A 21,577-nucleotide genomic window follows, 5' to 3' on the forward strand; every position below is an offset into this window, starting at 1 on the left:
GCGTTCCGCACGCCTGGCTCTAACAAAACATGCTCGGAACGCTCTTCTCGATGAGGATCGTGCCGGGCCCGCCTCAGCCGCGCCAGTCGAAGGTATCGGGGTCCGGCCCCGAGCGCGTGCCGTTGTGCAGGGCCGAAATCGAGGCCATCTGCTCCTGGTTCAATTCGAAGTCGAAGAGGTCGAGGTTCTCGCGCATCCGACCCGGGCTCGAGGACTTGGGAAACACGATGTCCCCGCGCTGGAGCACCCACCGCAGGACCACCTGGGAGATGGAACGGCCGACCTGCTCCGCCAGGGCCGTGAGCTGGGGGTCGTCGAAGACCGCGCCCTGCGCGAGCGGGCTCCACGCCTCGACCGCGATCCCGCGGTCCGTGCACGCCGCGCGCACCTCGTCGTTCACGAAGTACGGGTTCGACTCGATCTGGTTGACCGTAGGAGTGCTGAGTCCGGCCTCCGACAGCCGCGCCAGGTTGGCGGGGGTGAAGTTGGAGACTCCGATGGAGTCCACCGCGAAGTCCGAGCGGATGCCCTCCATGGCCTCCCAGACGCGGGCGACGTCGTCGTGCATGGCCAGCGGCCAGTGCACCAGGAACAGGTCGATCCGGCCGCCGAGTGCCTCGAGTGAGCGCTCCGCGGAATCGCGGGCCGCGGCGGGCTCGTGGAAGGAGTTGTTGAGCTTGGTGGTGAGCCAGAGTTCGTCGCGCGGGATACCCGAGGCCGCGATCGCACGACCCACCCCGTCCTCGTTGCCGTACATCTGGGCGGTGTCGAGGTGCCGGTATCCGGCCTCGAGCGCGTCCGAGACGACCTTCTCGGTATCAGCCGGGGGGACCTGATAGGTCCCGAAGCCGAGCTGGGGGATCGCACGGCCGTCGTTGAGGTCGATCAGGGGGATCTGGGGTGTGGAGGCGGTCATGCGCCCCACCGTACGCGCGCTCGCGGGGGAGAAAATCATGAGTTCGCCCGACAGCGATCCGGTAGCAGGACTCTTACGGTCAACCCACACGGTCTCTCCCACCGTCATTCTCTCCCGAATGGAGCCGACACCTCATGACGACCACTCTCCGCACCCATCTCGCCCGGGCCACCGCCGTCGCGGCCGCCTCGGCCACAGTTCTCGCCCTGACCGGCGGGCCAGCGCACTCCCAGACCGGAGAATCCGGCGGGTCCCTCGACTCGAGCCTCGCCCTGCTCGACACCAGCACGCAGCTGCAGGGCGGCGAGGGCAACCTCGGGAACATCGCGGGGTTGCTGGGGAGCCTCTCAGGGGTCGCCGAGGGGGATCTCAACGCCATGCAGATGGTCGACGCGATGTCGAGCGCGCTCGACTCGGGGGCGTTCGCCGTCCTCGCCGGGCTCCCCGGTGGCCTGAACGACTTCGCTCAGACCTGCATGCGAGCGATCGCGGGGCAGGCCACCATCGAGGACGTCTGGCGCCAGTTCAACGCGATCGGGGCACCGCTGCAGTACTGCAACGATCTCAGTGAGTCCGGCGGCTTCGGAGGCGTCTACCGGCGGGTCGAACTGGGGCGGCCGGGCCCGACGGTCTTCCGTCTCCGGTACGAGACCTACAGCATCCCCGACACGATCACGGTGCTCTACGAGGGGCGGCGGATCTTCATCGACCCGGAGGCGAGCACCCGCGGGAACCGGTGGGTCGACATCCACGTGCCGCCCGGGGCGTCCACCGCGGTCCAGGTCGAGGTGATCGCGCCGATCCAGGGCACTGACTGGAACTTCACCGTCCACTGCCCGTAGAACTGCGCGCCCGGAGGCGCGATGAACCTTCCGGTTCCGGAATCACTCGCGACCGGTGCGCAGCGAGGCCTCCACCAGGTCGAGCATCGCGCTGACGTGGTCCGTGCCGCGCCCTGTCGCCAGGTGGGTGATGAGTCCGTCGAGGACGATGTCGAGGTAGACGCGCAGCACGTCGTCCGGCACGTCCGTCCTCATCCTGCCGGAGTCCTTCTGTTCCCGCAGGCGGGTGAGGATCGCGTCGTCGAGCTCGACCTGCCGGTCGGTCCACCGTTCGCGGAAGGCCGGGTCGGTGCGGATCCGTCGGGCGATCTCCAGCCGGGTTCCCAGCCAGGAGAACTCGTCGGGATCCGCGAGGATCTCCCGCATCACCTGGACCAGCCCCTGCTCCGCCACCGTGGCCGCCATCGCCGCGGCGTCGTCGTGGGCGAGCGCGAGGAACAGCGCGTCCTTGTCGTCGAAGTGGTGGAAGATCGCACCGCGGCTCAGACCGGTGGTCTCCTCCAGGCGACGAACGGTGGCGCCCTCGAACCCGAACTCGGCAAAGCACTCGCGTGCGCCCGACAGGATCTCGCGACGACGGGCGTCCATGTGGTCCTGACTGACCCTGGGCATTTCTGTGCCTTCCTACGGATACACCACGGCGGTACGCGGTTCCCCCTGTCTCACCGGGAGTTACCGCGCACCGCCGTCGGGGTGGAGGTGATCAGCCCTTGATCATGTTGCGCAGGACGTACTGCAGGATTCCGCCGTTGCGGTAGTACTCCGCCTCGCCGGGGGTGTCGATGCGCACCTTGGCGTCGAACTCGACCGCCTGGCCGTCCTCCTTGGTGGCGACGACCTTGACCGTCTTGGGCGTGGTGCCGTTGTTCAGCTCCTCGATCCCGGTGATGTCGAACGTCTCCGTGCCGTCCAGTCCGAGGGTCTCGTGCGACTCGCCCTCGGGGAACTGCAGCGGCATGACGCCCATACCGATGAGGTTCGAGCGGTGGATGCGCTCGAACGACTCGGTGATGACCGCCTTGACGCCGAGCAGGCTGGTGCCCTTGGCCGCCCAGTCGCGCGAGGACCCGGTGCCGTACTCCTTGCCGCCGAGCACGACGAGCGGGGTGCCCTGAGCGGCGTAGTTCTGCGCGGCGTCGTAGATGAACGCCTGCGGGGCGCCCTCCTGCGTGAAGTCGCGCGTGTAGCCGCCCGTCACGCCGTCCAGCAGCTGGTTCTGCAGACGGATGTTGGCGAAGGTGCCGCGGATCATGACCTCGTGGTTGCCGCGACGGGACCCGAAGGAGTTGTAGTCCTGACGGGCCACGCCGTTGGCGTCGAGGTACTGCGCGGCCGGGGTGCCCGGCTTGATCGTCGACGCCGGCGAGATGTGGTCGGTCGTGACCGAGTCACCGAGCTTGGCCAGGACGCGGGCGCCCTTGACGTCCTCGACCGGGGTCAGCTCCATCTGCATCCCCTCGAAGTACGGGGGCTTGCGGACGTAGGTCGACTTGGCGTCCCACTCGAACGTCTTGCCGTCCGGGGTGCTGAGCCCACGCCAGCGGTCGTCGCCGGCGAAGACGTCGGCGTACTTGGACGTGTACTCCTTGGACGAGATGGAGGCCTTGATGGTCTCCTCGATCTCCTCGGTGGAGGGCCAGATGTCCTTGAGGTAGACGTCGTTGCCGTCGGTGTCCTTGCCCAGGGAGTCGGCCTCGAAGTCGAAGTCCATGGTCCCGGCGATGGAGTACGCGATGACCAGCGGCGGGGACGCCAGGTAGTTCATCTTGACGTCCTGGTTGATCCGGCCCTCGAAGTTGCGGTTACCAGACAGCACCGCGGTGGCGGTCAGGTCGTGCTCCTGGATCGCGTTGGAGATCTCCTCCGGCAGCGGTCCGGAGTTGCCGATGCAGGTGGTGCAGCCGTAGCCCACGAGGTAGAAGCCGAGGGCCTCCAGGTCCGGCCAGAGTCCGGCCCGCTCGTAGTACTCGGTGACGACCTGCGAACCCGGCGCCATCGACGTCTTGACCCACGGCTTGGCCTTGAGGCCCTTCTCGTGCGCCTTGCGCGCGAGGAGCCCGGCGCCGATCATCACCGACGGGTTGGACGTGTTGGTGCAGGACGTGATCGAGGCGATGGAGACGATGCCGTGGTCCAGGACCATCTCGGTGCCGTCCACGGACACCTCGACGGGCTTGGAGGGACGTCCCTCGGAGCCGTCGGAGGCGTCGGCCCGGACCGAGCCCTCCTCGGCGTGCGAGAGGGTCGCGGTCCCGGTGTTGTCGGACGGGGCACCGCCCTCGGACTGCATCCGGCCCTTCTCGGTGTCACCGAGGGGGTTGACGCCGGCGTCCACGTAGTTGTGGATGTCCTTGCGGAACGCGCTCTTGGCGTCGGCCAGCTCGATGCGGTCCTGCGGACGCTTGGGCCCGGCGATTGACGGCACGACGTCGCCCAGGTCGAGCTCGAGGTACTCGGAGAAGACGGGCTCCTCCGCCTCGGGGTCGAGCCACATGCCCTGCTCCTTGGCGTACGCCTCGACCAGAGCGAGCTGCTCGTCGTCGCGACCCGTCAGACGCAGGTAGTCGATCGTCTCGCCGTCGATCGGGAACATGGCGCAGGTGGAGCCGAACTCCGGGCTCATGTTGCCGATCGTGGCGCGGTTGGCCAGCGGCACGGCCGCGACACCGGCACCGTAGAACTCCACGAACTTGCCGACGACGCCGTGCTTGCGGAGCATCTCGGTGATCGTCAGGACGACGTCCGTGGCGGTGACGCCCGGCTTGATCGAGCCGGTGAGCTTGAAGCCCACCACGCGGGGGATGAGCATGGAGATGGGCTGGCCGAGCATCGCGGCCTCGGCCTCGATACCGCCGACGCCCCAACCAAGGACTCCCAGTCCGTTCTCCATGGTGGTGTGCGAGTCGGTTCCCACGCAGGTGTCGGGGTAGGCCTGGCCGTTGCGGACCATCACCGACCGCGCGAGGTACTCGATGTTGACCTGGTGGACGATGCCGGTACCCGGGGGGACGACCTTGAAGTCGTCGAACGCGCCCTGGCCCCAGCGGAGGAACTGGTACCGCTCCTCGTTGCGCTGGTATTCGATCTCGACGTTCTTGTCGAATGAATCCCGGCCACCGAAGGACTCGATGATGACCGAGTGGTCGATGACCATCTCGGCCGGCGCGAGGGGGTTGACCTTGTCGGGGTCGCCACCGAGGGTCTTGACGGCCTCACGCATGGTGGCGAGGTCGACGATGCAGGGGACACCGGTGAAGTCCTGCATGATCACGCGGGCGGGCGTGAACTGGATCTCGGTATCGGGCTCGGCGGAGGGGTCCCAGCCCGCCAGCGCCTCGATATGCGCCTTGGTGACGTTCTTACCGTCTTCGGTGCGCAGCAGGTTCTCGGTGAGGACCTTGAGGGAGTAGGGGAGCTTGGCGGCTCCGTCGACCGCCGACAGGCGGTAGATCTCGTAGGCTTGGCCGCCGACCTCTAGGGTTCCCTTGGCGCCAAAGCTGTCAATGCTTGCTGTCACGTCAGCTCCACTCGTGGTGTGAATGTCGATTCGTCATCCCTCCCGGTGTCACCGCGTGTCTCGGGCGGCGACGCCGGGGGCGGACACAGGACCCATTGTGGACCCTCGCGCCCGGTTGCGGTCACCAATTTACCAGTACGGTCGTTCTGTATAGGTCCCGGCACGCCCGAAGGTGGGGGGCGCGGAGCGGGTGTCGCGCCGTCCGGCGCGCGTATTCGGTTCGACGACGACGAGATGGCACCATATCGCCCGTGGACAACTCCGACGATTCCGTGACCACGCTCGCCTACGAGGCCGAGCCGGTGATGTCATTGCAGGAGGGGGAGGTCCCGCAGTGGCTGGACTACGAGGCCGTGTCACGGGACCTCGCCGACGACGGCGTCTCCGCTCCGGAGCCGTTCGTCGAGGGCCTGCGGACCGTGGTCATCGAAGCGGGGGACCGTGGGCTCGACCTCAAGGTGGTCTACACCGAGGCCCCTGCGCTCGTCTACACGGACGCCCGTGACCTCGCGACCCTGCTGAACGAGGAGTACGAGGGTACGATTCTGGTCCGGACCCCGGCCTTCGTCGGCAGTTCCAGCGACACGATTCCGCGGCACCTCCTCGAGGCAGGTCAGGACGACGCCTGGGAAGAGTTCGACCCCGTTGCCTCCGCCGCGGTGTTCGCGCACAAGGTCACCGCTCCCGCTCCGCCCTGGGGAGCGCTCTCCGCCATCGTGCTCGTCCTCGCGATCGTGGTCGCGGTCGCGTTCGCGGTCGCGCTCCGGCGTCGCCTCCGCTGACGGTCGCGTCCCCGCATCACCGCCCGACACGCCGAGTTTCCTCGGGCTATTCGAGTTACAGCAGTGTATTTTGCCGCCTGATGTTCCAGACGGGGCTTCTGTGACCTACGGTGCTAGAGGAACCATCGGTTCTGCCGAGTTGGTATGAGGCTCTAGTGGCGCAGGGGAAGGCATCACCGGCACCTCACCCTTCTCGGTGACGCGTCCCGCCGTGCGGGTCGCGCGGTCGACCGCATCCTCGTGCGGTTATCGGAAGGTGAAACGTGAAGCCTGACCATTCATCAAGCCGCGCTCCGGGAGCGCGGAGACGTCGGGGTCCGGGGCCGGCGCGCGGACGCGCCCTGCTCGCTGCGGCTCTCGTCCTGGGCACCGCGTCGGCTGTGGTCCAGGCGCCTGTCGTGGCGGCGCAGGTGGAACCCGCGGCCTCGCCCGAGGACATCAGCAGCCTGATCCGCGCGGTCGCGGACGCGTCCGCGCGGCTCGACGCCACCCGCCAGGACATCGCGGTCAAGCGCGAGGGGGTCAACAAGACCCTCGTCGACCTGCAGATGGCCCGGCTCCACCTCGACCGGTCGATAGCGGAGGCCGACCGCACGATCGCCGAGCGGGAACAGGCGGAATTCGGCGTGGAGTCCGCCAGGAGCACCCTGGACGAGTACTCCCGGTTGCTGCACCGCCAGGGAACGGCTCCGGGCGCGGCCTCCGCGATCCTGGACCCGGGCGGCCCCGCCGATGCCGGGCGACGGCAGGAGTTCCTCCGACGTGCGGCCGCGGACCAGCAGCACGTCGTGGGGGACATGGTCGCCGCGGTGGACGCCGCGGCCCGCCGGGAGTCCGACGCCGCACTCGCGAGGACGGAAGCCGAACAGCGCTACGCCGACGCCTCGTCACGACGTGACGCCGCGGAGTCCGAGGTGGCGGCCGTCTACGCCGAGGTCACCGACCTGGAGGCGGAGGTCGCCGACCTGACCCGGGCGCTCGAGCAGAACCAGAGCGCGCTCGCGGAGTCCGGAGCCACTCCCGCCGGACCCCAGACCGCCGACCCGTACACGGTCGACCAGGACGCGATGCGCGACGAGGCGGTCCGCGCCCTCGCCTCGGACCCCCGAGCGGGCCGCCAGGCGGCGGACATCGCCTCTGCGCTCCCCGGCCATCTCGACCTCGGCGCGGTACGCCAGTTCGCCGCGGGTTCCTCCGACGGGGCGACCAGGGCGATCGGCGGGACGATCGACGCCGGCAGCGTCGGAGCCGCGATCGACGCGGGTGTCAACGGGAACACCGAGGCGATCATCCAACAGGTGGCCGACGCGATCGGACGGGCCGACTTCGGGTCCATCCAGCAGGGCCCGGCAGCACCTGCCCCAGCGCCCGGGCAGGGGGGCGGCAACTCGGGCACGCCGTCGAGTTCGGCCCGGGTGGAGACGGTCGTCAACCGGGCCCTGTCCCAACTCGGCGTCCCCTACGCCTGGGGAGGCGGTGACGCGAAGGGGCCCACTCGTGGCATCCGGGACGGAGGCGTCGCGGACAGTCACGGTGACTACAACAAGATCGGCTTCGACTGCTCCGGCCTGATGATCTACGCGTTCGCCGGGATCGGGAAAGCCCTCCCGCATTTCACCGGTTACCAGTACACGGCGGGCCCCCAGTACCCGGTGGCCACCCGCCAGCGCGGTGACATGCTCTTCTGGCCCGGTCACGTCGCCCTGTACCTGGGCGACGGCCGGATGGTCGAGGCTCCCCAGTCCGGCGATGTGGTCAAGATCTCACCGGTGCGGATGGCGGGGATCTCACCCATGGTCGTCCGGTTGACCTGACGAGTCGGCCGGACCCGGCGCGGCCGGACACCGGTACTGTCAAGCCCGGGCCGTCCCGACGGCCCGGCCCCAGTGTCACCGAACCCGGTACCCCCGACCCCGATCCCGACCTCGCGAAGGAGCCCCCCGCGGTGAGCGATCCCCGAACCGACCACCCGGCCGACCCGGGTTCCGACCCCGCGGTGAGCGCGTCCTCCGCATCCTCCGCGGCCTCGGACGCCAGGCTCCTGGAGCAGGCGGTGTACGAGGTCAAGAAGGTCGTGGTGGGCCAGGACCGACTCATCGAGATGATCCTGGTGGGGCTGCTCTCCCGCGGCCACATCCTCCTCGAGGGCGTGCCGGGGGTCGCCAAGACGCTCACCGTGGAGACCTTCGCCACCGTGGTGGGGGGCAGCTTCCGCCGCCTCCAGTTCACCCCGGACCTGGTCCCGGCGGACATCGTGGGAACGCGGATCTACCGCCAGGGCCGCGAGGAGTTCGAGGTCGAACTCGGTCCGATCCTGGCCAACTTCGTGCTGGCAGACGAGATCAACCGCGCCCCGGCCAAGGTCCAGTCGGCCCTGCTCGAGGTGATGGCGGAGGGTCACGTCTCGATCGGCGGGCAGACCTTCCCGATGCCGGCACCGTTCCTGGTGATGGCCACCCAGAACCCCATCGAGAGCGAGGGGGTCTACCAACTGCCGGAGGCCCAGCGGGACCGGTTCCTCTTCAAGCTCGTGGTGGACTACCCCAGCCCCGAGGAGGAGCGGGAGATCGTCTACCGGATGGGGACCCGGCCGCCGGAGCCCTCGCGCGTCCTCGGCGTGGACGCGTTGCTCCGGCTCCAGGACGCCGTGCGTGAGGTCTTCGTCCACCACGCGCTGGTCGACTACGTGGTCCGCGTGACCGTCGCGACCCGCGAACCCGGGAGGCACGGCCTCGAGGACGTCGCCAGATGGCTCGCGTACGGCGCGTCCCCCCGCGCCACCCTGGGGGCCGTCACCGCGGCCCGGGCACTGGCCCTGGTCCGGGGTCGCGACTACGTGGTGCCCCAGGACGTCGTCGACGTGCTGCCCGCCGTGCTCCGCCACCGGCTGGTGCTCACCTATGACGCGCTGGCGGACGAGATCACCGCGGACACCGTGGTGCGCCGCGTCCTCGAAGCCGTCCCTCTCCCACAGATCAGCGCGGTTCCCGCACAGCCCGGGCCGCCGTCCGCACGGTGACCCGGGCAGACGAGGGGACCCGCGACGACCCGGTCGCGGCGGCGTCCCGCGCCGCCCTGACGCAGCTGGAACTACTCGTGACCCGCCGCCTGGACGGCGTGCTCAACGGCGACCACCGGGGACTGCTCCCCGGGCCCGGTACCGAGCCCGGGGAGGCACGTGCCTATGAACCCGGTGACGACGTCCGCACCATGGACTGGTCCGTGACGGCCCGGACCACTGTGCCGCACATCCGTCAGACCATCGCCGACCGGGAACTGGAGACCTGGATCGTCGTGGACATGACGCCCAGTCTCGATGTGGAAGGGCGGTACGGCACCAAGCGTCGGCTCGTCGAGGCCGCGGCGGCCACGGTGGGGTTCCTGTCCGCGGTGGGCGGCAGTCGTGTGGGAATGGTCCTCACCGGCTCCGGTCGGCCCCGGGTACTCCGGGCCACGAGCGGGCGCGACCATGTCAGGCGCCTTCTCGAGGAGATCTCCCGGTCCGGGACCGAGATCTCGCCGGGCGGCACCCTCGACGATGCACTGCGCGCCGTCCGGAACGCGGCCCGCCGGCACGGGCTCGTGGTGGTGGTCTCCGACTTCCTCTCCGAGGTCGACTGGGAGCGGTCCCTCCGTGTCCTGGGGACCCGGCACGAGTTCCTCGCGGTCCACACCGCCGACCCGCTCGACATCGCTCTCCCCGCGGTGGGGGCCGCACTCCTGCAGGACCCGGCCACCGGAGAGGTGCTCGAGCTCGACGTGGACGACGCGCTGGCCGCCGACTACCGGCGCGCCGCGGACGCCCATCGCCAGGAGGTCCACTCTGCGCTTCGCCGCTGCGGCGCACCGGTCCTGGCCCTGCGCACCGACAGGGACTGGATCAGGGACGTGATCGACTACGTCGGCGCACGGCGCCAGGGTGGTCTGCCCACGGGTGAGAGCCTCGTCCGAGACCTGCCCGACGAGTACCCGTCGACGAGCGGGACGCCCCGATGAGCCTGTCGGAGTTCCAGCACCCGCTGTGGCTCGCCCTGATCGTGGTGCCGCTGACCCTGGCGATCGGCTACGTGATCGCCCTGCGCTCCAAGAAGCGACGCACCGTGCGCTTCGGCAATTTCGGGGTCCTGCGAACGGTCGACCGCGGCGGACGGAGATGGTTCACGCACGTCCCCGCCGTCCTGCTCATCCTGTCGATACTCGCGCTGGTGGTGGCCCTGGCGGGCCCGCAGCAGGAACAGAAGGTGCCACGGAACCGCGCGACTGTGATGCTCGTCATCGACGTGTCCCTGTCCATGGAGTCCACCGACGTCGCACCCTCCCGCCTGGAGGCCGCACAGCAGGCCGCCACGACGTTCGCCAACAACCTCACACCGGGGGTCAACCTCGGACTGGTCTCGTACGCCGGCACCGCCTCCATGCTCGTCGCCCCGACCACCGATCGCGGGCCGGTCACCCGGGCGATAGAGCGGCTCAGGCTGGACGAGCGGACGGCCACGGGCGAGGGGATCTACACCGCCCTCCAGGCGATCACCACCTTCACGGAGAGCCTCGGTGGACCGGACCAGGCCCCGCCCGCGCGAATCGTCCTGCTCTCCGACGGCAAGGAGACCGTTCCCGCGGACCCCACGGAGGAGCGGGGTGGATTCACCGCCGCCGCCCGGGCCGAGGAGGCCGGCATCCCGGTCTCGACCATCTCCTTCGGCACCCTGTACGGGACCGTCGACATCCAGGGCCGTCCACAACCGGTCCCCGTCGACGACGCCTCGCTGCGCACGATCGCCGAGATCTCCGGGGGTGACTTCTTCACCGCCTCCAGCCTCGAGGAGCTCGACTCCGTCTACCGCACCCTCGAGGAACAGATCGGGTACGAGTGGAAGAAGGCGGACGCCTCGCGTCCGTGGCTCGTGATCGGCTCGCTGCTGGCGATGCTGGCCGCGGCCGGCTCACTGGTGGCGCACCGCCGGATCCCGTGAGCGGTCGGCGCACCGCCATCGGGCCACCCGCCCCCGTTCGATAGGTTGGTGCTCATGGTTCCCGACAGCACGACCACCCCCACGCCCCGGACGGTCCTGGTGACCGGGGGCAACCGCGGCATCGGACGCGCCGTTGCCGAACGACTCGCCGCCGACGGCCACCGCGTGGCGGTGACCCATCGGGGGTCGGGCGCACCGGAGGGGGTGTTCGCGGTGAGGTGCGACGTCACCGATCCCGACTCCGTCGAGGCGGCGTTCACCGCGGTCGAAGCCGAGTTGGGCCCCGTCGAGGTGGTGGTGTCCAACGCCGGGATCACCGATGACACCCTACTGATGCGGATGAAGGACGAGCAGTTCACCCGGGTGGTCGAGGCCAACCTGTCCGGCGCGTTCAGGGTGGCCAAGCGCGCGTCCCGCGGGATGCTGCGCGCCAGGTTCGGCCGGCTCATCTTCATCGGATCCGTGGTCGCCCAGTCGGGGACGGCGGGTCAGGTCAACTACGCGTCGTCCAAGGCCGGACTCATCGGGATGGCCCGGTCTCTGACCCGTGAACTCGGGTCGCGCAACATCACGGCCAACGTCGTGGCCCCCGGCTTCATCGACACCGACATGACCGCCGGCCTCGACGACAAGACGCAGGCCCTCGCGGTGGCGGCCATCCCGCTCGGCCGGAAGGGGAGCGCCGACGACGTGGCGGGGGCAGTCAGCTTCCTCGCCGGAGACGACGCCGGATACATCTCGGGTGCCGTCATACCCGTCGACGGTGGAATGGGAATGGGGCACTGATCATGAACGACGACACCGGCACCGGGCTCCTGGCGGGCAAGACCATCCTCGTCACCGGGGTGATCACCGACGCCTCGATCGCTTTCCACATCGCCAAGCACTGTCAGCTCCACGGCGCCACCGTCATCCTCACCGCGTTCGGTCGGCCGTCACTGGTCAAGGCCATCTCCAAGCGACTGCCGCACAGACCCGCGGTGATCGAACTGGACGTGCAGAGCGAGGAGGAGCTCGCCGCCCTCGAGGGCAGGGTAAGGGAGCACGCCGATTCACTCCACGGTGTGGTCCACTCGATCGGTTTCGCGCCCCCGAGCTGCCTCGGCGATCCGTTCCTCGACGCCCCGTGGAAGGACGTCTCGGTGGCCGTGGAGGTCTCCGCCTACTCGTACGCGGCTCTCGCCCGGGCGGTGCGCCCACTGCTCGCGCCCGGCGCGTCGATCATCGGCCTCGACTTCGACCCGAGGTTCTCCATGCCCTTCTACAACTGGATGTCGGTGGCCAAGAACGCCCTCGAAGCGGTCAACCGCTACGTGGCCCGCGAACTGGGCCCCGAGGGGGTGCGGTCCAACCTCATCGCCGCCGGCCCCGTCAAGACCCTCGCGGCCAAGGCCATCGCCGGCGACGCACTCGGCCCGGGGGGAGAACTGGACCTGATGCAGGAGGAATGGGCCGAGCGTGCGCCCCTCGGATGGGACGTGGACGACCCCACCTCGGTCGCGACCACCGCGGTGGCGCTGCTCTCGGACCTCATGTCCGCCACGACGGGAACTGTGATCTACGCGGACGGTGGCGCCGGCACCGTCTCGTTCAGCGGACAGGAGAACTCCAGATGACCGATGGTGCCCTCGAACACACGGGTCCCGTGGACGCCCTTCTCGTGCTGTCCTTCGGTGGGCCCGAAGGACAGGAGGACGTGATCCCGTTCCTCGAGAACGTCACCCGCGGCCGCGGGATCCCGGCGTCGCGACTCGAGGAGGTGGCAACCCACTACCGACAGCTGGGCGGTCGCAGCCCCATCAACGACCTCAACCGCGAGATCATCGCGAACGTCCGCGCCGAGTTGACGCGGCGCGGCAGGGATCTGCCGGTCTATTTCGGCAACCGCAACTGGACGCCGATGATCGAGGAGACCGTACGGCAGATGACCGCGGACGGCGTCCGGTCGGCGGCGGTGTTCGCCACCTCCGCATGGGGTGGTTACTCGGGGTGCGCGCAGTACCAGGAGGACATCGCCCGTGCGCGCGAGCAGGTCGCCGGTGCACCGACCATGGTGCGCCTGCGCCAGTTCTACGACCATCCCCTGTTCATCGAGCGGTTCGCCGGCGACCTTCGCGCCGCGATGGCCTCGGCCGCCCCGGGCGCCCGCGTCATCTTCACCGCGCACTCCGTTCCCGAGGCGGCGGACGCCGTCGCGGGGCCGCCCGCGCTCGGAGGCCACCTCTACAGCCGTCAGGTCGCCGAGGCGGCGCGGTTGGTCGCCGAGGCCGCGGGGGTCGAGGACCACGATCTGGTGTGGCAGTCCCGTTCGGGCCCCCCGAGCGTGCCGTGGCTCGAGCCCGACGTGGTGGATCATGTCAGGGAACTCGCGGAAACGCAGGGCGTCCGTGACGTCGTGGTGGTCCCCGTCGGGTTCATCTCCGATCACGTCGAGGTGATCTGGGACCTGGACACCGAGTTGGTGGACGAGGTGCGCGACCTCGGCGTGACGGTCACCCGGACCGCGACGCCCGGGCCCAGCCCGGAGTTCGCCCGGATGGTTCTCCAACTCCTCGATGAGGTCGAGACCGGAGTGGCCGGGGACAGGCTCGGTGGCGTGCCCGCGCTGGGCTGCAACCGGGACGGTGCCCGGTGCGCGGTGGGGTGTTGCGCTCGTTAGGACTGGCCCGGGCCGGGCCCGCGTCAGGGCCCGCGCAGGGGCGCGTCCCCCTTAGCCGCACCCCCCGCGGCGGCGATCCCGGCGGCGGCGACCGCCGACCGGCGCGCGGCGTCCTTCACGGCCACGAGGCGCCGCAGGACGGGCTCGCGGGTAGCCGGGTCGACGCCCAGGTCGGGATGTGCCAACGCGACCGAGATGATCGCCTCCACCCTGTCGATCCTGTCCACGAGCTCGATCACGCGGGACGGTAGACCGCTGGGCAACCGGGTGACGGGGGAGTCGGGATCCGGTCCCCCCACCTGGCCCACCCGCGTGGTGGTCCGCTCGATCGACTCCGCCGCCTCGAGCACTGCCTGACCCAACGCGAACAACGCCCCGGAGGGCCCGTCGGGCTGGGGCGGCACAGGACAGTCCGCGACGCCGCGGGCACGCCACCGCAGGACGTCCGCATGCGGATGGACGCACGTGAGACAGACCGCCTCGCGGGTCGCCGGATCGCGGACGAGGACCCCCCACCCCGCCGCCGCCACGTCGGCCCGGACCGCGGGGACAGCGGGCAGGCTGGACGAGTCCCCGGGCGCGGCGGTCAGCAGGGCCAACGACTCCGGGGCGGGATACGTCCGACCCGATCGCCGGAGAGAGGTGATCAGGCCCGGGAGCAGTGCGGTCGGCCCCGAGGCGGGGGAGACCCCGTCCAGCATCCGCACGGGATCGCCCGTCACCTCGACCAGGTGGGACCCGGCGAGACCCGAGACGTATCCGGTGAGGGCGTCGAACGGTTGGTCTCCCCAGGCGGTGCGCAGCAGGAAGAGCGGCAACGGCCACGCGGGGGACAGCGCGGCGCCGCGGGTGAGGGGGCGTGACATGACGATCGATCCTACCGGTCGGTGCGCCGCCCCCTCCTGGTGCGCGCATCCGGCTAGCCTGTCGGGCCATGACAGACATGTACGGATCCGACATCCTGTCCGGGACCGCGCGGCGCCGCCGGCCGGAGATCCCCGTCGTCGTCGCCGAGACCGACCTGGTGGCGGAGCACGCGGACTCCGGCTTCTGCGGTGCCGTGGTGGGTTTCAGCCACACCCCCGACGGCGACTTCGTGAAGCTCGAGGACCGTCGCGGCCTGGTCCGCCTCTTCGCCATGACCCCCTCGGCCTTCCTCATCGACGGCTCACCGGTCACGCTGCGGCGGCCCGGGCCGGTCGTGAAGGCGGGTCCGAAGGTCACCGCGTCCGGGTCCCGGAAGGTCGAGGGCCTGCGTGCCAGGACCGCGCGCGCGGGCCGCATCTGGGTCGAGGGAATCCACGACGCAGCCCTCGTCGAGAGGATCTGGGGCCACGACCTGCGTGTAGAAGGGATCGTCGTGGAACCGCTCCACGGGATCGACGACCTGCCCGCGCTGGTGGCGGAGTTCGGGCCGACGCCGCAGGCGCGCCTGGGTGTCCTGGTCGACCACCTGGTGCAGGGCAGCAAGGAATCGCGCATCGTGGCCGGGCTCGGGGACGACGTGCTGGTGACCGGCCACCCCTATGTCGACATCTGGCAGGCGGTCAAGCCCCGGGCCGTGGGTATCCACACGTGGCCCGTGGTCCCGCGGGGGGAGGACTGGAAGACGGGCATCTGTGACCGTCTGGGCTGGGGGGAACCCGCGGACGGCTTCCGGCGGGTCCTGGCGGCGGTGAGCTCCTACCGCGACATCGAACCGGCCCTGCTCGGGGCGGTCGAGCGGTTGGTGGACTTCGTCACCGAGCCCGCCTGATCGCCCCGGGGCGGGTCACCGCGTCGCGGTGTCGCTCCCCGGCAGGGTGTCGTTCCCCGGTTCGGTCTCGTCGTCGCCCCGAACGGGCAGGCGGGCGTCGAGGATCATGCCGACCAGCCCCACCGCGGCGAACGCGACGGTCGCCCACAGTGCGGCGGTTCCGTCGCCCTCGGTGAGGGAGTGCCCCAGCAGGACCGCCGCGACCGTCCCCGGAGCACTGCCGAGGACCGTCGCGACAAGGAACTGACGGAACGGGATCGAGGTGAGGGCGGCCGCGTAGTTGAGTACGGAGAACGGCACCGCCGGGACCAACCTCAGGCTCCCGACGGAGAGCCATCCGCGCCGTCGGAGACGTGCGTCCACCGCGGCGATGCGGGGGTCAGAGCGCAATGAGGCGGTGCGGCGGTGGCCAAGCCGGCGGACCCCGACGAACGCCAGCGAGGCCGCTATCCCGGAGGCCACCAACGACGCAGGAATCGCGACGGCGGGGGTGAAGAGCACCGCGGCCGAGTACGTGAAGGTCGACCGGGGGATCGGGCCCACCGTGACGAGTGCGTAAGCGGTGAAGAACGCGACCGGGAACCACGGTCCCAGCTGTTCCGCCCAGTCACGTAGTTGCTCCAGGCCAGGGGTCGGGATGACGGTGGCAAGCAACACCAGGAGCAGGACGACCGCCGCCCACCCCGCCACCCGTCCTCGCACGCGTCGACTCTAATCCCCGGGTTCCGTCGTACCCGCATCGGTGACCCCGCACACACGGTCACGTTCCGGCGGGCGAAGATGCTGCATTAGAGTCCGAGGTGACCCCCTTCACTCCACAAGAGAACGAGGTACCGGTGTCCAGTCCGACCACAGGCCCCGACCTTCAGTCCTGGTACGCCTCTGTGGGAGCCGTCCTCGCGAAGGCCGCCCGCAAGGATCCGTCCGAGATGCCGGAGGACGCGTGGCGCGCCCTCGTGGCCACCACCCGGGACGGGATCGAGGTGAACCCCCTCTACACGCGCGCCGACGAGACGTCTGAGCGCTCCGCGCCGGGCTCGTTCCCGTTCGTACGAGGAGGGGACCGGTCAGGGTTGCCGGACAACGGTTGGCACGTGTGCGTCCGGGTCGACGCCCACGGCGATCCGAGCGACGTCAACACCGCCGTCCTGGACCTCCTCGGCCAGGGGGCGTCCGCCCTCTGGTTGCGGGTGCCCGCCTCCCAGGTGGGTGCCGTCCTCAAGGACGTCTACCTCGACCTCGCCCCGGTGACGTTCGACGCCGGTGCCGACCTCGTCGAGGTCACCGACGCGTTCCTCGGATTGCTCGACCAGCGCAGGACCCAGGGCGACGGGGTGACCGACCGGTCCGCGATCATCGCCGACCTGGGCGCGGATCCGGTCACCGCCGCGTACGCCGACGGAGGGTCGTCGCGATCGATCGACCTCGGCGCGGCGGTCTCCCTGGCCACACGCGTGACCGAGCGGGAGGAGACCGTCCGTACCTTCGTGGCCGACGGCACGGTCTTCCACGCCGACGGCGCCGGGGACGCCCAGGAACTCGCCTACGCCACGGCGGCGGGCCTGGAGTACGTGCGCGCACTGGTCTCGTCGGGGCTCGACGTCGACCTCGCCCTCCGCCAGATCTCGTTCCGGCTGGCCGCCACCGACGACCAGTTCGCCTCGATCGCCAAGTTCCGTGCCGGGCGTCTGATGTGGGCCCGCGTCGCGGAACTGCTGGGCGCGCCCGAGGCCGGCGACGCGCCCCAGCACGCCGTGACCTCCGCGGCCATGATGTCGCGGCGTGACCCCTGGGTGAACATGCTGCGGACCACTCTCGCCTCGTTCGGTGCCGGGGTCGGCGGCGCCACCTCCGTGACCGTCCTGCCGTTCGACGCCTCCCTACCGGGGGGACTGGAGGGCACCTCCCCGGCCTTCGCCGAGCGGATCGCTCGTAACACCCAACTGCTGCTGCTCGAGGAGTCGCACCTGGGGCACGTGGTCGACCCGGCCGGCGGATCGTGGTACGTCGAGTCACTCACCGACTCGCTCGCCGAGGCGGCATGGTCCGCGTTCCAGACCGTCGAGTCCGAAGGCGGGCTCACGGCCGCGATCACCTCCGGAAGCGTCGCCGACGCCATCGCCCGTGTCCGCCAGGCCCGTGATGCCGACATCGCTCACCGCACGGCACCCGTCACCGGGGTCTCCGAGTTCCCGAACCTCGCCGAGCCACCACTCGACGCCACGCGTCGGGGCGGGGAGGACTACCGGTACGGCCGCGACTTCGAAGCGCTGCGTGATCGCTCGGACGCACACCTGGAGTCCACCGGGGCCCGACCGACGGTCCTGCTCGCGGGGCTCGGCCCGATGGCCGAGACCACGGGCCGGGTGACCTTTGTCGCCAACCTGCTCGCGGCCGGCGGCATCGACGCCCGGAACCCCCTGGCGACCGCGGCAGACCAGTACGCCGGCGTCCGGGAGACAGAGGACATCGCCGTCCTCTGCGGTGCCGACAAGCGCTACGCCACCGAGGGCCCGGACGCCGTCCGTGCGCTGCGTGAGGCGGGTGTGGGAACGGTTTACCTCGCCGGCGCCGAGAAGGGTTTCCCCGCCGAGGCCACCGACCGGCCGGACGGGTACCTCGCCACCGGGATCGACGCCGTCGCCGCCCTGACCACCCTCCTCGACCAGCTGGGAGTGAAGTGAGATGACCGTCTTCCCCGATTTCAGCATCGCCCCGCTACGCGAGACCAGCGAGGGTGCTCCACTACCGGACGGTGTCGAGACCGCCGTCGACCACCACGCCGTCGGCGGTGTCGACCGGGACGTCGACGCCGGCCCGCGGTGGGAGACCCCGGAAGGTATCGACGTCAAGCGGGTGTTCACCAAGGCGGACCGTGACGCGGTCGAGGCGGGCGACGCCCCGACCGACGACGGCGAGAGGGTGACCCCCTTCCCTCTGGACACCGTCCCGGGAGCGGCGCCGTTCCTCCGCGGCCCGTACCCGTCCATGTACGTCAACCAGCCGTGGACGATCCGGCAGTACGCCGGCTTCTCCACCGCGGCCGAGTCCAACGCCTTCTACCGCCGCAACCTCGCGGCGGGCCAGAAGGGCCTGTCGGTGGCGTTCGACCTGGCCACCCACCGCGGGTACGACTCCGACCACCCCCGCGTCGCCGGCGACGTCGGGATGGCGGGCGTGGCGATCGACTCGATCCTCGACATGCGGGAGCTGTTCGACGGCATCGACCTGTCCGCCGTCTCCGTGTCGATGACCATGAACGGGGCCGTCCTGCCGATCCTCGCGTTGTACGTGGTGGCGGCCGAGGAGCAGGGGGTGGCGCCGGAGCAACTGGCGGGGACCATCCAGAACGACATCCTCAAGGAGTTCATGGTCCGCAACACCTACATTTATCCGCCCACGCCCTCGATGCGGATCATCTCGGACATCTTCGCCTACACCTCCCGCAAGATGCCCAGGTTCAACTCGATCTCGATCTCCGGATACCACATCCAGGAGGCCGGCGCGACGGCGGACCTGGAGCTCGCGTACACGCTCGCGGACGGCGTCGAGTACCTGCGTGCCGGGTTGGACGCCGGGCTGGAGATCGACAAGTTCGCACCCCGGTTGTCCTTCTTCTGGGCGATCGGGATGAACTTCTCCATGGAGATCGCCAAACTCCGGGCCGGCCGTCTGCTGTGGAGCGAACTGGTGGAGAAGTTCGGGCCGAAGAACGAGAAGTCCAAGTCGCTGCGTACCCATTCCCAGACCTCCGGGTGGTCGCTCACCGCCCAGGACGTGTTCAACAACGTGGCCCGCACGTGCATCGAGGCCATGGCCTCGACGCAGGGGCACACGCAGTCGTTGCACACCAACGCACTGGACGAGGCGCTGGCCCTGCCCACCGACTTCTCGGCGCGCATCGCGCGCAACACCCAGCTCCTGCTCCAGCAGGAGTCGGCCACGACCCGCCCGATCGACCCCTGGGCCGGGTCGTACTACATCGAGTGGCTCACCGCTCAGCTCGCCGACAAGGCCCGCCTGCATCTGATCGAGATCGAGGAGGCGGGAGGGATGGCGCAGGCCATCGGCGAGGGGATCCCGAAGCTGCGCATCGAGGAGGCCGCGGCCCGCACCCAGGCGCGGATCGACTCCGGGCGCCAACCGGTCATCGGGGTCAACAAGTACGTCGTGACCGAGGACCAGGAGATCGAGGTCCTCAAGGTCGAGAACTCGCGCGTGCGCGCAGAGCAGCTCGCGAAGCTGGACAAGCTCCGTGCGGAACGCGACGAGTCCGCGTGTCAGGCGGCGCTCGCCAGGCTCACCGAGGCGGCGGCCGGGGGAGCCGGGAGCGGACTGGAGAACAATCTCATGGCGCTCGCCATCGACGCCGCCCGCGCCCACGCGACCATCGGCGAGATCTCGGACGCGCTCGAGGAGGTCTACGGTCGACACAAAGCCGAGATCAAGACGCTGTCCGGCGTCTACCGGCAGGAGGTCTCGAAGGAGGGCGCCGTGGACAACGTCACCAGGGCCATGAAGATGGCCGAGGAGTTCTCCGAGCTGGAGGGTCGCAGGCCCCGCATCCTGCTGGCCAAGATGGGCCAGGACGGCCACGACCGCGGCCAGAAGGTCGTGGGGACCGCGTTCGCGGACCTCGGTTTCGACGTCGACATGGGTCCGCTGTTCCAGACCCCGGACGAGGTCGCCCGACAGGCCGCGGACGCCGATGTGCATGTGGTCGGCGTGTCGTCGCTGGCCGCCGGTCACCTCACCCTGGTCCCGGCGTTGCGGGAGGCGCTCGCCGAGGTGGGACGCGACGACATCATGGTCACCGTAGGAGGCGTCATCCCGCCCGGAGATTTCCAGGAGCTCTACGACGCCGGTGCGACCGCCATCTATCCGCCCGGAACCGTGATCTCGGACGCGGCCATCGAGTTGCTCGAGGCACTCGCCCGGGAGCTCGGACACGAGCTGGCCTCCGCGGGGGCCGAGTCCTGAACCGCCTCGGTTCCGGTCCGGATCCCGCGGGCTCGGGCAATACCTCGGGCAGCCTGTCGACGACTCTCGGCACAGGTGCGGTCCGCGGTCCGGTCCCCTCGGCGACGGGCGCGCGGCCGCGCCGGGAGATCGATGTGGGGGCCCTCCTCGAGGGAGTGCTCCACGACGACCGCCCCGTGCTCGCGCGCGCCATCACGCTGCTGGAGTCCTCGAATCCCGCGCACCGGGAAAAGGCGCAGGAACTGCTGCTGGGAGCTCTGCCGCATGCCGGGGGCGCCCTGCGCATCGGGATCACCGGGGTACCGGGCGTGGGCAAGTCGACGTTCATCGAGTCGTTCGGGCTGTATCTGGTGGAGAAGGGATACAAGGTCGCGGTGCTCGCCGTCGACCCGTCCTCGACGCGCACCGGCGGTTCGATCCTCGGCGACAAGACCCGGATGGCGACGCTCGCCACGGAACCCCGCGCCTACATCCGGCCCTCACCGACCTCCGGGACTCTCGGGGGCGTGGCCAAGGCCACCCGGGAGACGATGGTCCTCCTCGAGGCCGCGGGATTCGACGTGATCCTCGTCGAGACCGTCGGGGTGGGCCAGTCCGAGGTCACCGTCGCCGGGATGGTCGACTGTTTCACGTTCCTCACCCTCGCCCGCACCGGGGACCAGCTCCAGGGCATCAAGAAGGGTGTGCTGGAGCTGGCGGACGTGGTCGCCGTGAACAAGGCCGACGGCCCCCACGTCAAGGACGCCCGGCGCGCCGCGCGTGAACTCGGCGCGGCGCTGCGGCTCGTGCGACCGGCGGACTCGGTGTGGAAGGTGCCGGTCCTGACCATGTCGGGGCTCGAGGGCGAGGGTCTGGACGACTTCTGGGACGCCGTGCGATCCCACCAGGACACGATGGGGGAGATCGGCGAGGTCGAGGCCCGTCGCGCCCGCCAACAGGTCGAGTGGACCCGGTCGATGGTGCACGACACGCTCATGGCGCGACTGGCGGCCGACCCGGAGGTGAGGCGGGTCACGGCCGATGTCGAGCGACGCGTCAGCGAAGGGACGCTGACGGCGGCTCTCGCGGCCCAGGCCATCATCGACGCCTTCGATTCGCAGCGCTCGGAGCACTCAGAGCGCTCGGGTCACTCGTAGCGAGTGACCCGAGCGG

At 70.1% G+C, this 21,577-nt stretch carries 18 protein-coding genes; 13 read left to right on the plus strand and 5 right to left on the minus strand.

Going from position 1 to position 21,577, the window contains the following annotated elements:
* Positions 1–73 precede the first annotated feature (73 nt).
* The gene (locus CEY15_RS01240; protein ID WP_095716937.1) at positions 74–916 is read right to left on the minus strand and encodes an aldo/keto reductase; all 843 of its coding nucleotides are present in this window, start codon (positions 914–916) and stop codon (positions 74–76) included.
* Positions 917–1,050: 134 nt separating this feature from the next.
* Here CEY15_RS01240 and CEY15_RS01245 point away from each other — a divergent pair, with 134 nt between their 5' ends.
* Complete coding sequence (locus CEY15_RS01245) at positions 1,051–1,758, plus strand: hypothetical protein (RefSeq protein ID WP_095716938.1); 708 nt, start codon at positions 1,051–1,053, stop codon at positions 1,756–1,758.
* A 42-nt stretch (positions 1,759–1,800) separates the two neighbouring features.
* Here CEY15_RS01245 and CEY15_RS01250 read toward each other — a convergent pair whose 3' ends face one another.
* Positions 1,801–2,370 (minus strand): TetR/AcrR family transcriptional regulator, encoded by a 570-nt coding sequence (locus CEY15_RS01250; protein ID WP_095716939.1) that lies wholly within the window; start codon positions 2,368–2,370, stop codon positions 1,801–1,803.
* A 91-nt stretch (positions 2,371–2,461) separates the two neighbouring features.
* Complete coding sequence (acnA, locus tag CEY15_RS01255; protein ID WP_095716940.1) at positions 2,462–5,275, minus strand: aconitate hydratase AcnA; 2,814 nt, start codon at positions 5,273–5,275, stop codon at positions 2,462–2,464.
* 251 nt (positions 5,276–5,526) lie between these two features.
* On the opposite strand from acnA, the gene CEY15_RS01260 reads away from it, so the two are divergent.
* The 8 genes from CEY15_RS01260 to CEY15_RS01295 all read left to right on the plus strand — a co-directional run bounded on the left by CEY15_RS01260 (position 5,527) and on the right by CEY15_RS01295 (position 13,689).
* Positions 5,527–6,057, plus strand: a complete 531-nt coding sequence (locus CEY15_RS01260) for a DUF6676 family protein (RefSeq protein ID WP_017836783.1) — start codon at positions 5,527–5,529, stop codon at positions 6,055–6,057.
* Positions 6,058–6,455: 398 nt separating this feature from the next.
* Complete coding sequence (locus CEY15_RS01265) at positions 6,456–7,871, plus strand: NlpC/P60 family protein (RefSeq protein WP_245847082.1); 1,416 nt, start codon at positions 6,456–6,458, stop codon at positions 7,869–7,871.
* A 131-nt stretch (positions 7,872–8,002) separates the two neighbouring features.
* Complete coding sequence (locus tag CEY15_RS01270; protein WP_217987065.1) at positions 8,003–9,076, plus strand: AAA family ATPase; 1,074 nt, start codon at positions 8,003–8,005, stop codon at positions 9,074–9,076.
* Entirely contained in the window at positions 9,073–10,053 is a 981-nt protein-coding gene (locus CEY15_RS01275) for a DUF58 domain-containing protein (protein WP_017836780.1), read from the plus strand. The genes CEY15_RS01270 and CEY15_RS01275 overlap by 4 nt, the downstream gene beginning before the upstream one ends.
* Entirely contained in the window at positions 10,050–11,030 is a 981-nt protein-coding gene (locus CEY15_RS01280; protein WP_095716942.1) for a VWA domain-containing protein, read from the plus strand. Before CEY15_RS01275 ends, CEY15_RS01280 begins: the two co-directional genes overlap by 4 nt.
* A gap of 54 nt (positions 11,031–11,084) precedes the next feature.
* A complete protein-coding gene (gene fabG1, locus CEY15_RS01285; RefSeq protein WP_031264859.1) occupies positions 11,085–11,816 on the plus strand; it encodes a 3-oxoacyl-ACP reductase FabG1 in 732 nt (243 codons plus the stop codon).
* Positions 11,817–11,818: 2 nt separating this feature from the next.
* Positions 11,819–12,646 carry an NADH-dependent enoyl-ACP reductase InhA gene (gene inhA / locus CEY15_RS01290; RefSeq protein WP_017836777.1) on the plus strand — a complete coding sequence of 276 codons (828 nt, stop codon included), beginning with the start codon at positions 11,819–11,821 and terminating at the stop codon, positions 12,644–12,646.
* Complete coding sequence (locus tag CEY15_RS01295) at positions 12,643–13,689, plus strand: ferrochelatase (protein WP_095716943.1); 1,047 nt, start codon at positions 12,643–12,645, stop codon at positions 13,687–13,689. Before inhA ends, CEY15_RS01295 begins: the two co-directional genes overlap by 4 nt.
* A gap of 23 nt (positions 13,690–13,712) precedes the next feature.
* On the opposite strand, the gene CEY15_RS01300 is transcribed toward CEY15_RS01295, so the two are convergent.
* The gene (locus CEY15_RS01300) at positions 13,713–14,555 is read right to left on the minus strand and encodes a hypothetical protein (RefSeq protein ID WP_095716944.1); all 843 of its coding nucleotides are present in this window, start codon (positions 14,553–14,555) and stop codon (positions 13,713–13,715) included.
* A 77-nt stretch (positions 14,556–14,632) separates the two neighbouring features.
* Here CEY15_RS01300 and CEY15_RS01305 point away from each other — a divergent pair, with 77 nt between their 5' ends.
* Entirely contained in the window at positions 14,633–15,445 is an 813-nt protein-coding gene (locus CEY15_RS01305) for a DUF3097 domain-containing protein (protein WP_095716945.1), read from the plus strand.
* Between the two features lie 15 nt (positions 15,446–15,460).
* Here the strand turns inward: CEY15_RS01305 and CEY15_RS01310 are convergent, their stop codons facing one another.
* On the minus strand, positions 15,461–16,147 hold the full coding sequence (locus CEY15_RS01310; RefSeq protein ID WP_245847085.1) for a TVP38/TMEM64 family protein: 687 nt from the start codon (positions 16,145–16,147) through the stop codon (positions 15,461–15,463).
* Between the two features lie 134 nt (positions 16,148–16,281).
* Here CEY15_RS01310 and CEY15_RS01315 point away from each other — a divergent pair, with 134 nt between their 5' ends.
* The 3 genes from CEY15_RS01315 to meaB all read left to right on the plus strand — a co-directional run bounded on the left by CEY15_RS01315 (position 16,282) and on the right by meaB (position 21,561).
* On the plus strand, positions 16,282–18,129 hold the full coding sequence (locus tag CEY15_RS01315) for a methylmalonyl-CoA mutase family protein (RefSeq protein WP_217987066.1): 1,848 nt from the start codon (positions 16,282–16,284) through the stop codon (positions 18,127–18,129).
* A 1-nt stretch (position 18,130) separates the two neighbouring features.
* Entirely contained in the window at positions 18,131–20,425 is a 2,295-nt protein-coding gene (gene scpA / locus CEY15_RS01320; protein WP_095716947.1) for a methylmalonyl-CoA mutase, read from the plus strand.
* A 134-nt stretch (positions 20,426–20,559) separates the two neighbouring features.
* The gene (gene meaB / locus CEY15_RS01325) at positions 20,560–21,561 is read left to right on the plus strand and encodes a methylmalonyl Co-A mutase-associated GTPase MeaB (protein ID WP_176474979.1); all 1,002 of its coding nucleotides are present in this window, start codon (positions 20,560–20,562) and stop codon (positions 21,559–21,561) included.
* The last annotated feature ends 16 nt before the right edge of the window (positions 21,562–21,577 follow it).

This window comes from Dietzia natronolimnaea, assembly GCF_002289575.1.
GTDB lineage: Bacteria > Actinomycetota > Actinomycetes > Mycobacteriales > Mycobacteriaceae > Dietzia > Dietzia natronolimnaea_A.

Bases quoted from the DNA above. Each gene is read 5' to 3' on its own strand.
- CEY15_RS01240 (WP_095716937.1), bottom strand. From the start codon at position 916: ATGACCGCCTCCACACCCCAGATCCCCCTGATCGACCTCAACGACGGC.
- CEY15_RS01245 (WP_095716938.1), top strand. From the start codon at position 1,051: ATGACGACCACTCTCCGCACCCATCTCGCCCGGGCCACCGCCGTCGCG.
- CEY15_RS01250 (WP_095716939.1), bottom strand. From the start codon at position 2,370: ATGCCCAGGGTCAGTCAGGACCACATGGACGCCCGTCGTCGCGAGATC.
- CEY15_RS01280 (WP_095716942.1), top strand. From the start codon at position 10,050: ATGAGCCTGTCGGAGTTCCAGCACCCGCTGTGGCTCGCCCTGATCGTG.
- fabG1 (WP_031264859.1), top strand. From the start codon at position 11,085: ATGGTTCCCGACAGCACGACCACCCCCACGCCCCGGACGGTCCTGGTG.
- inhA (WP_017836777.1), top strand. From the start codon at position 11,819: ATGAACGACGACACCGGCACCGGGCTCCTGGCGGGCAAGACCATCCTC.
- CEY15_RS01295 (WP_095716943.1), top strand. From the start codon at position 12,643: ATGACCGATGGTGCCCTCGAACACACGGGTCCCGTGGACGCCCTTCTC.
- CEY15_RS01300 (WP_095716944.1), bottom strand. From the start codon at position 14,555: ATGTCACGCCCCCTCACCCGCGGCGCCGCGCTGTCCCCCGCGTGGCCG.
- CEY15_RS01305 (WP_095716945.1), top strand. From the start codon at position 14,633: ATGTACGGATCCGACATCCTGTCCGGGACCGCGCGGCGCCGCCGGCCG.
- scpA (WP_095716947.1), top strand. From the start codon at position 18,131: ATGACCGTCTTCCCCGATTTCAGCATCGCCCCGCTACGCGAGACCAGC.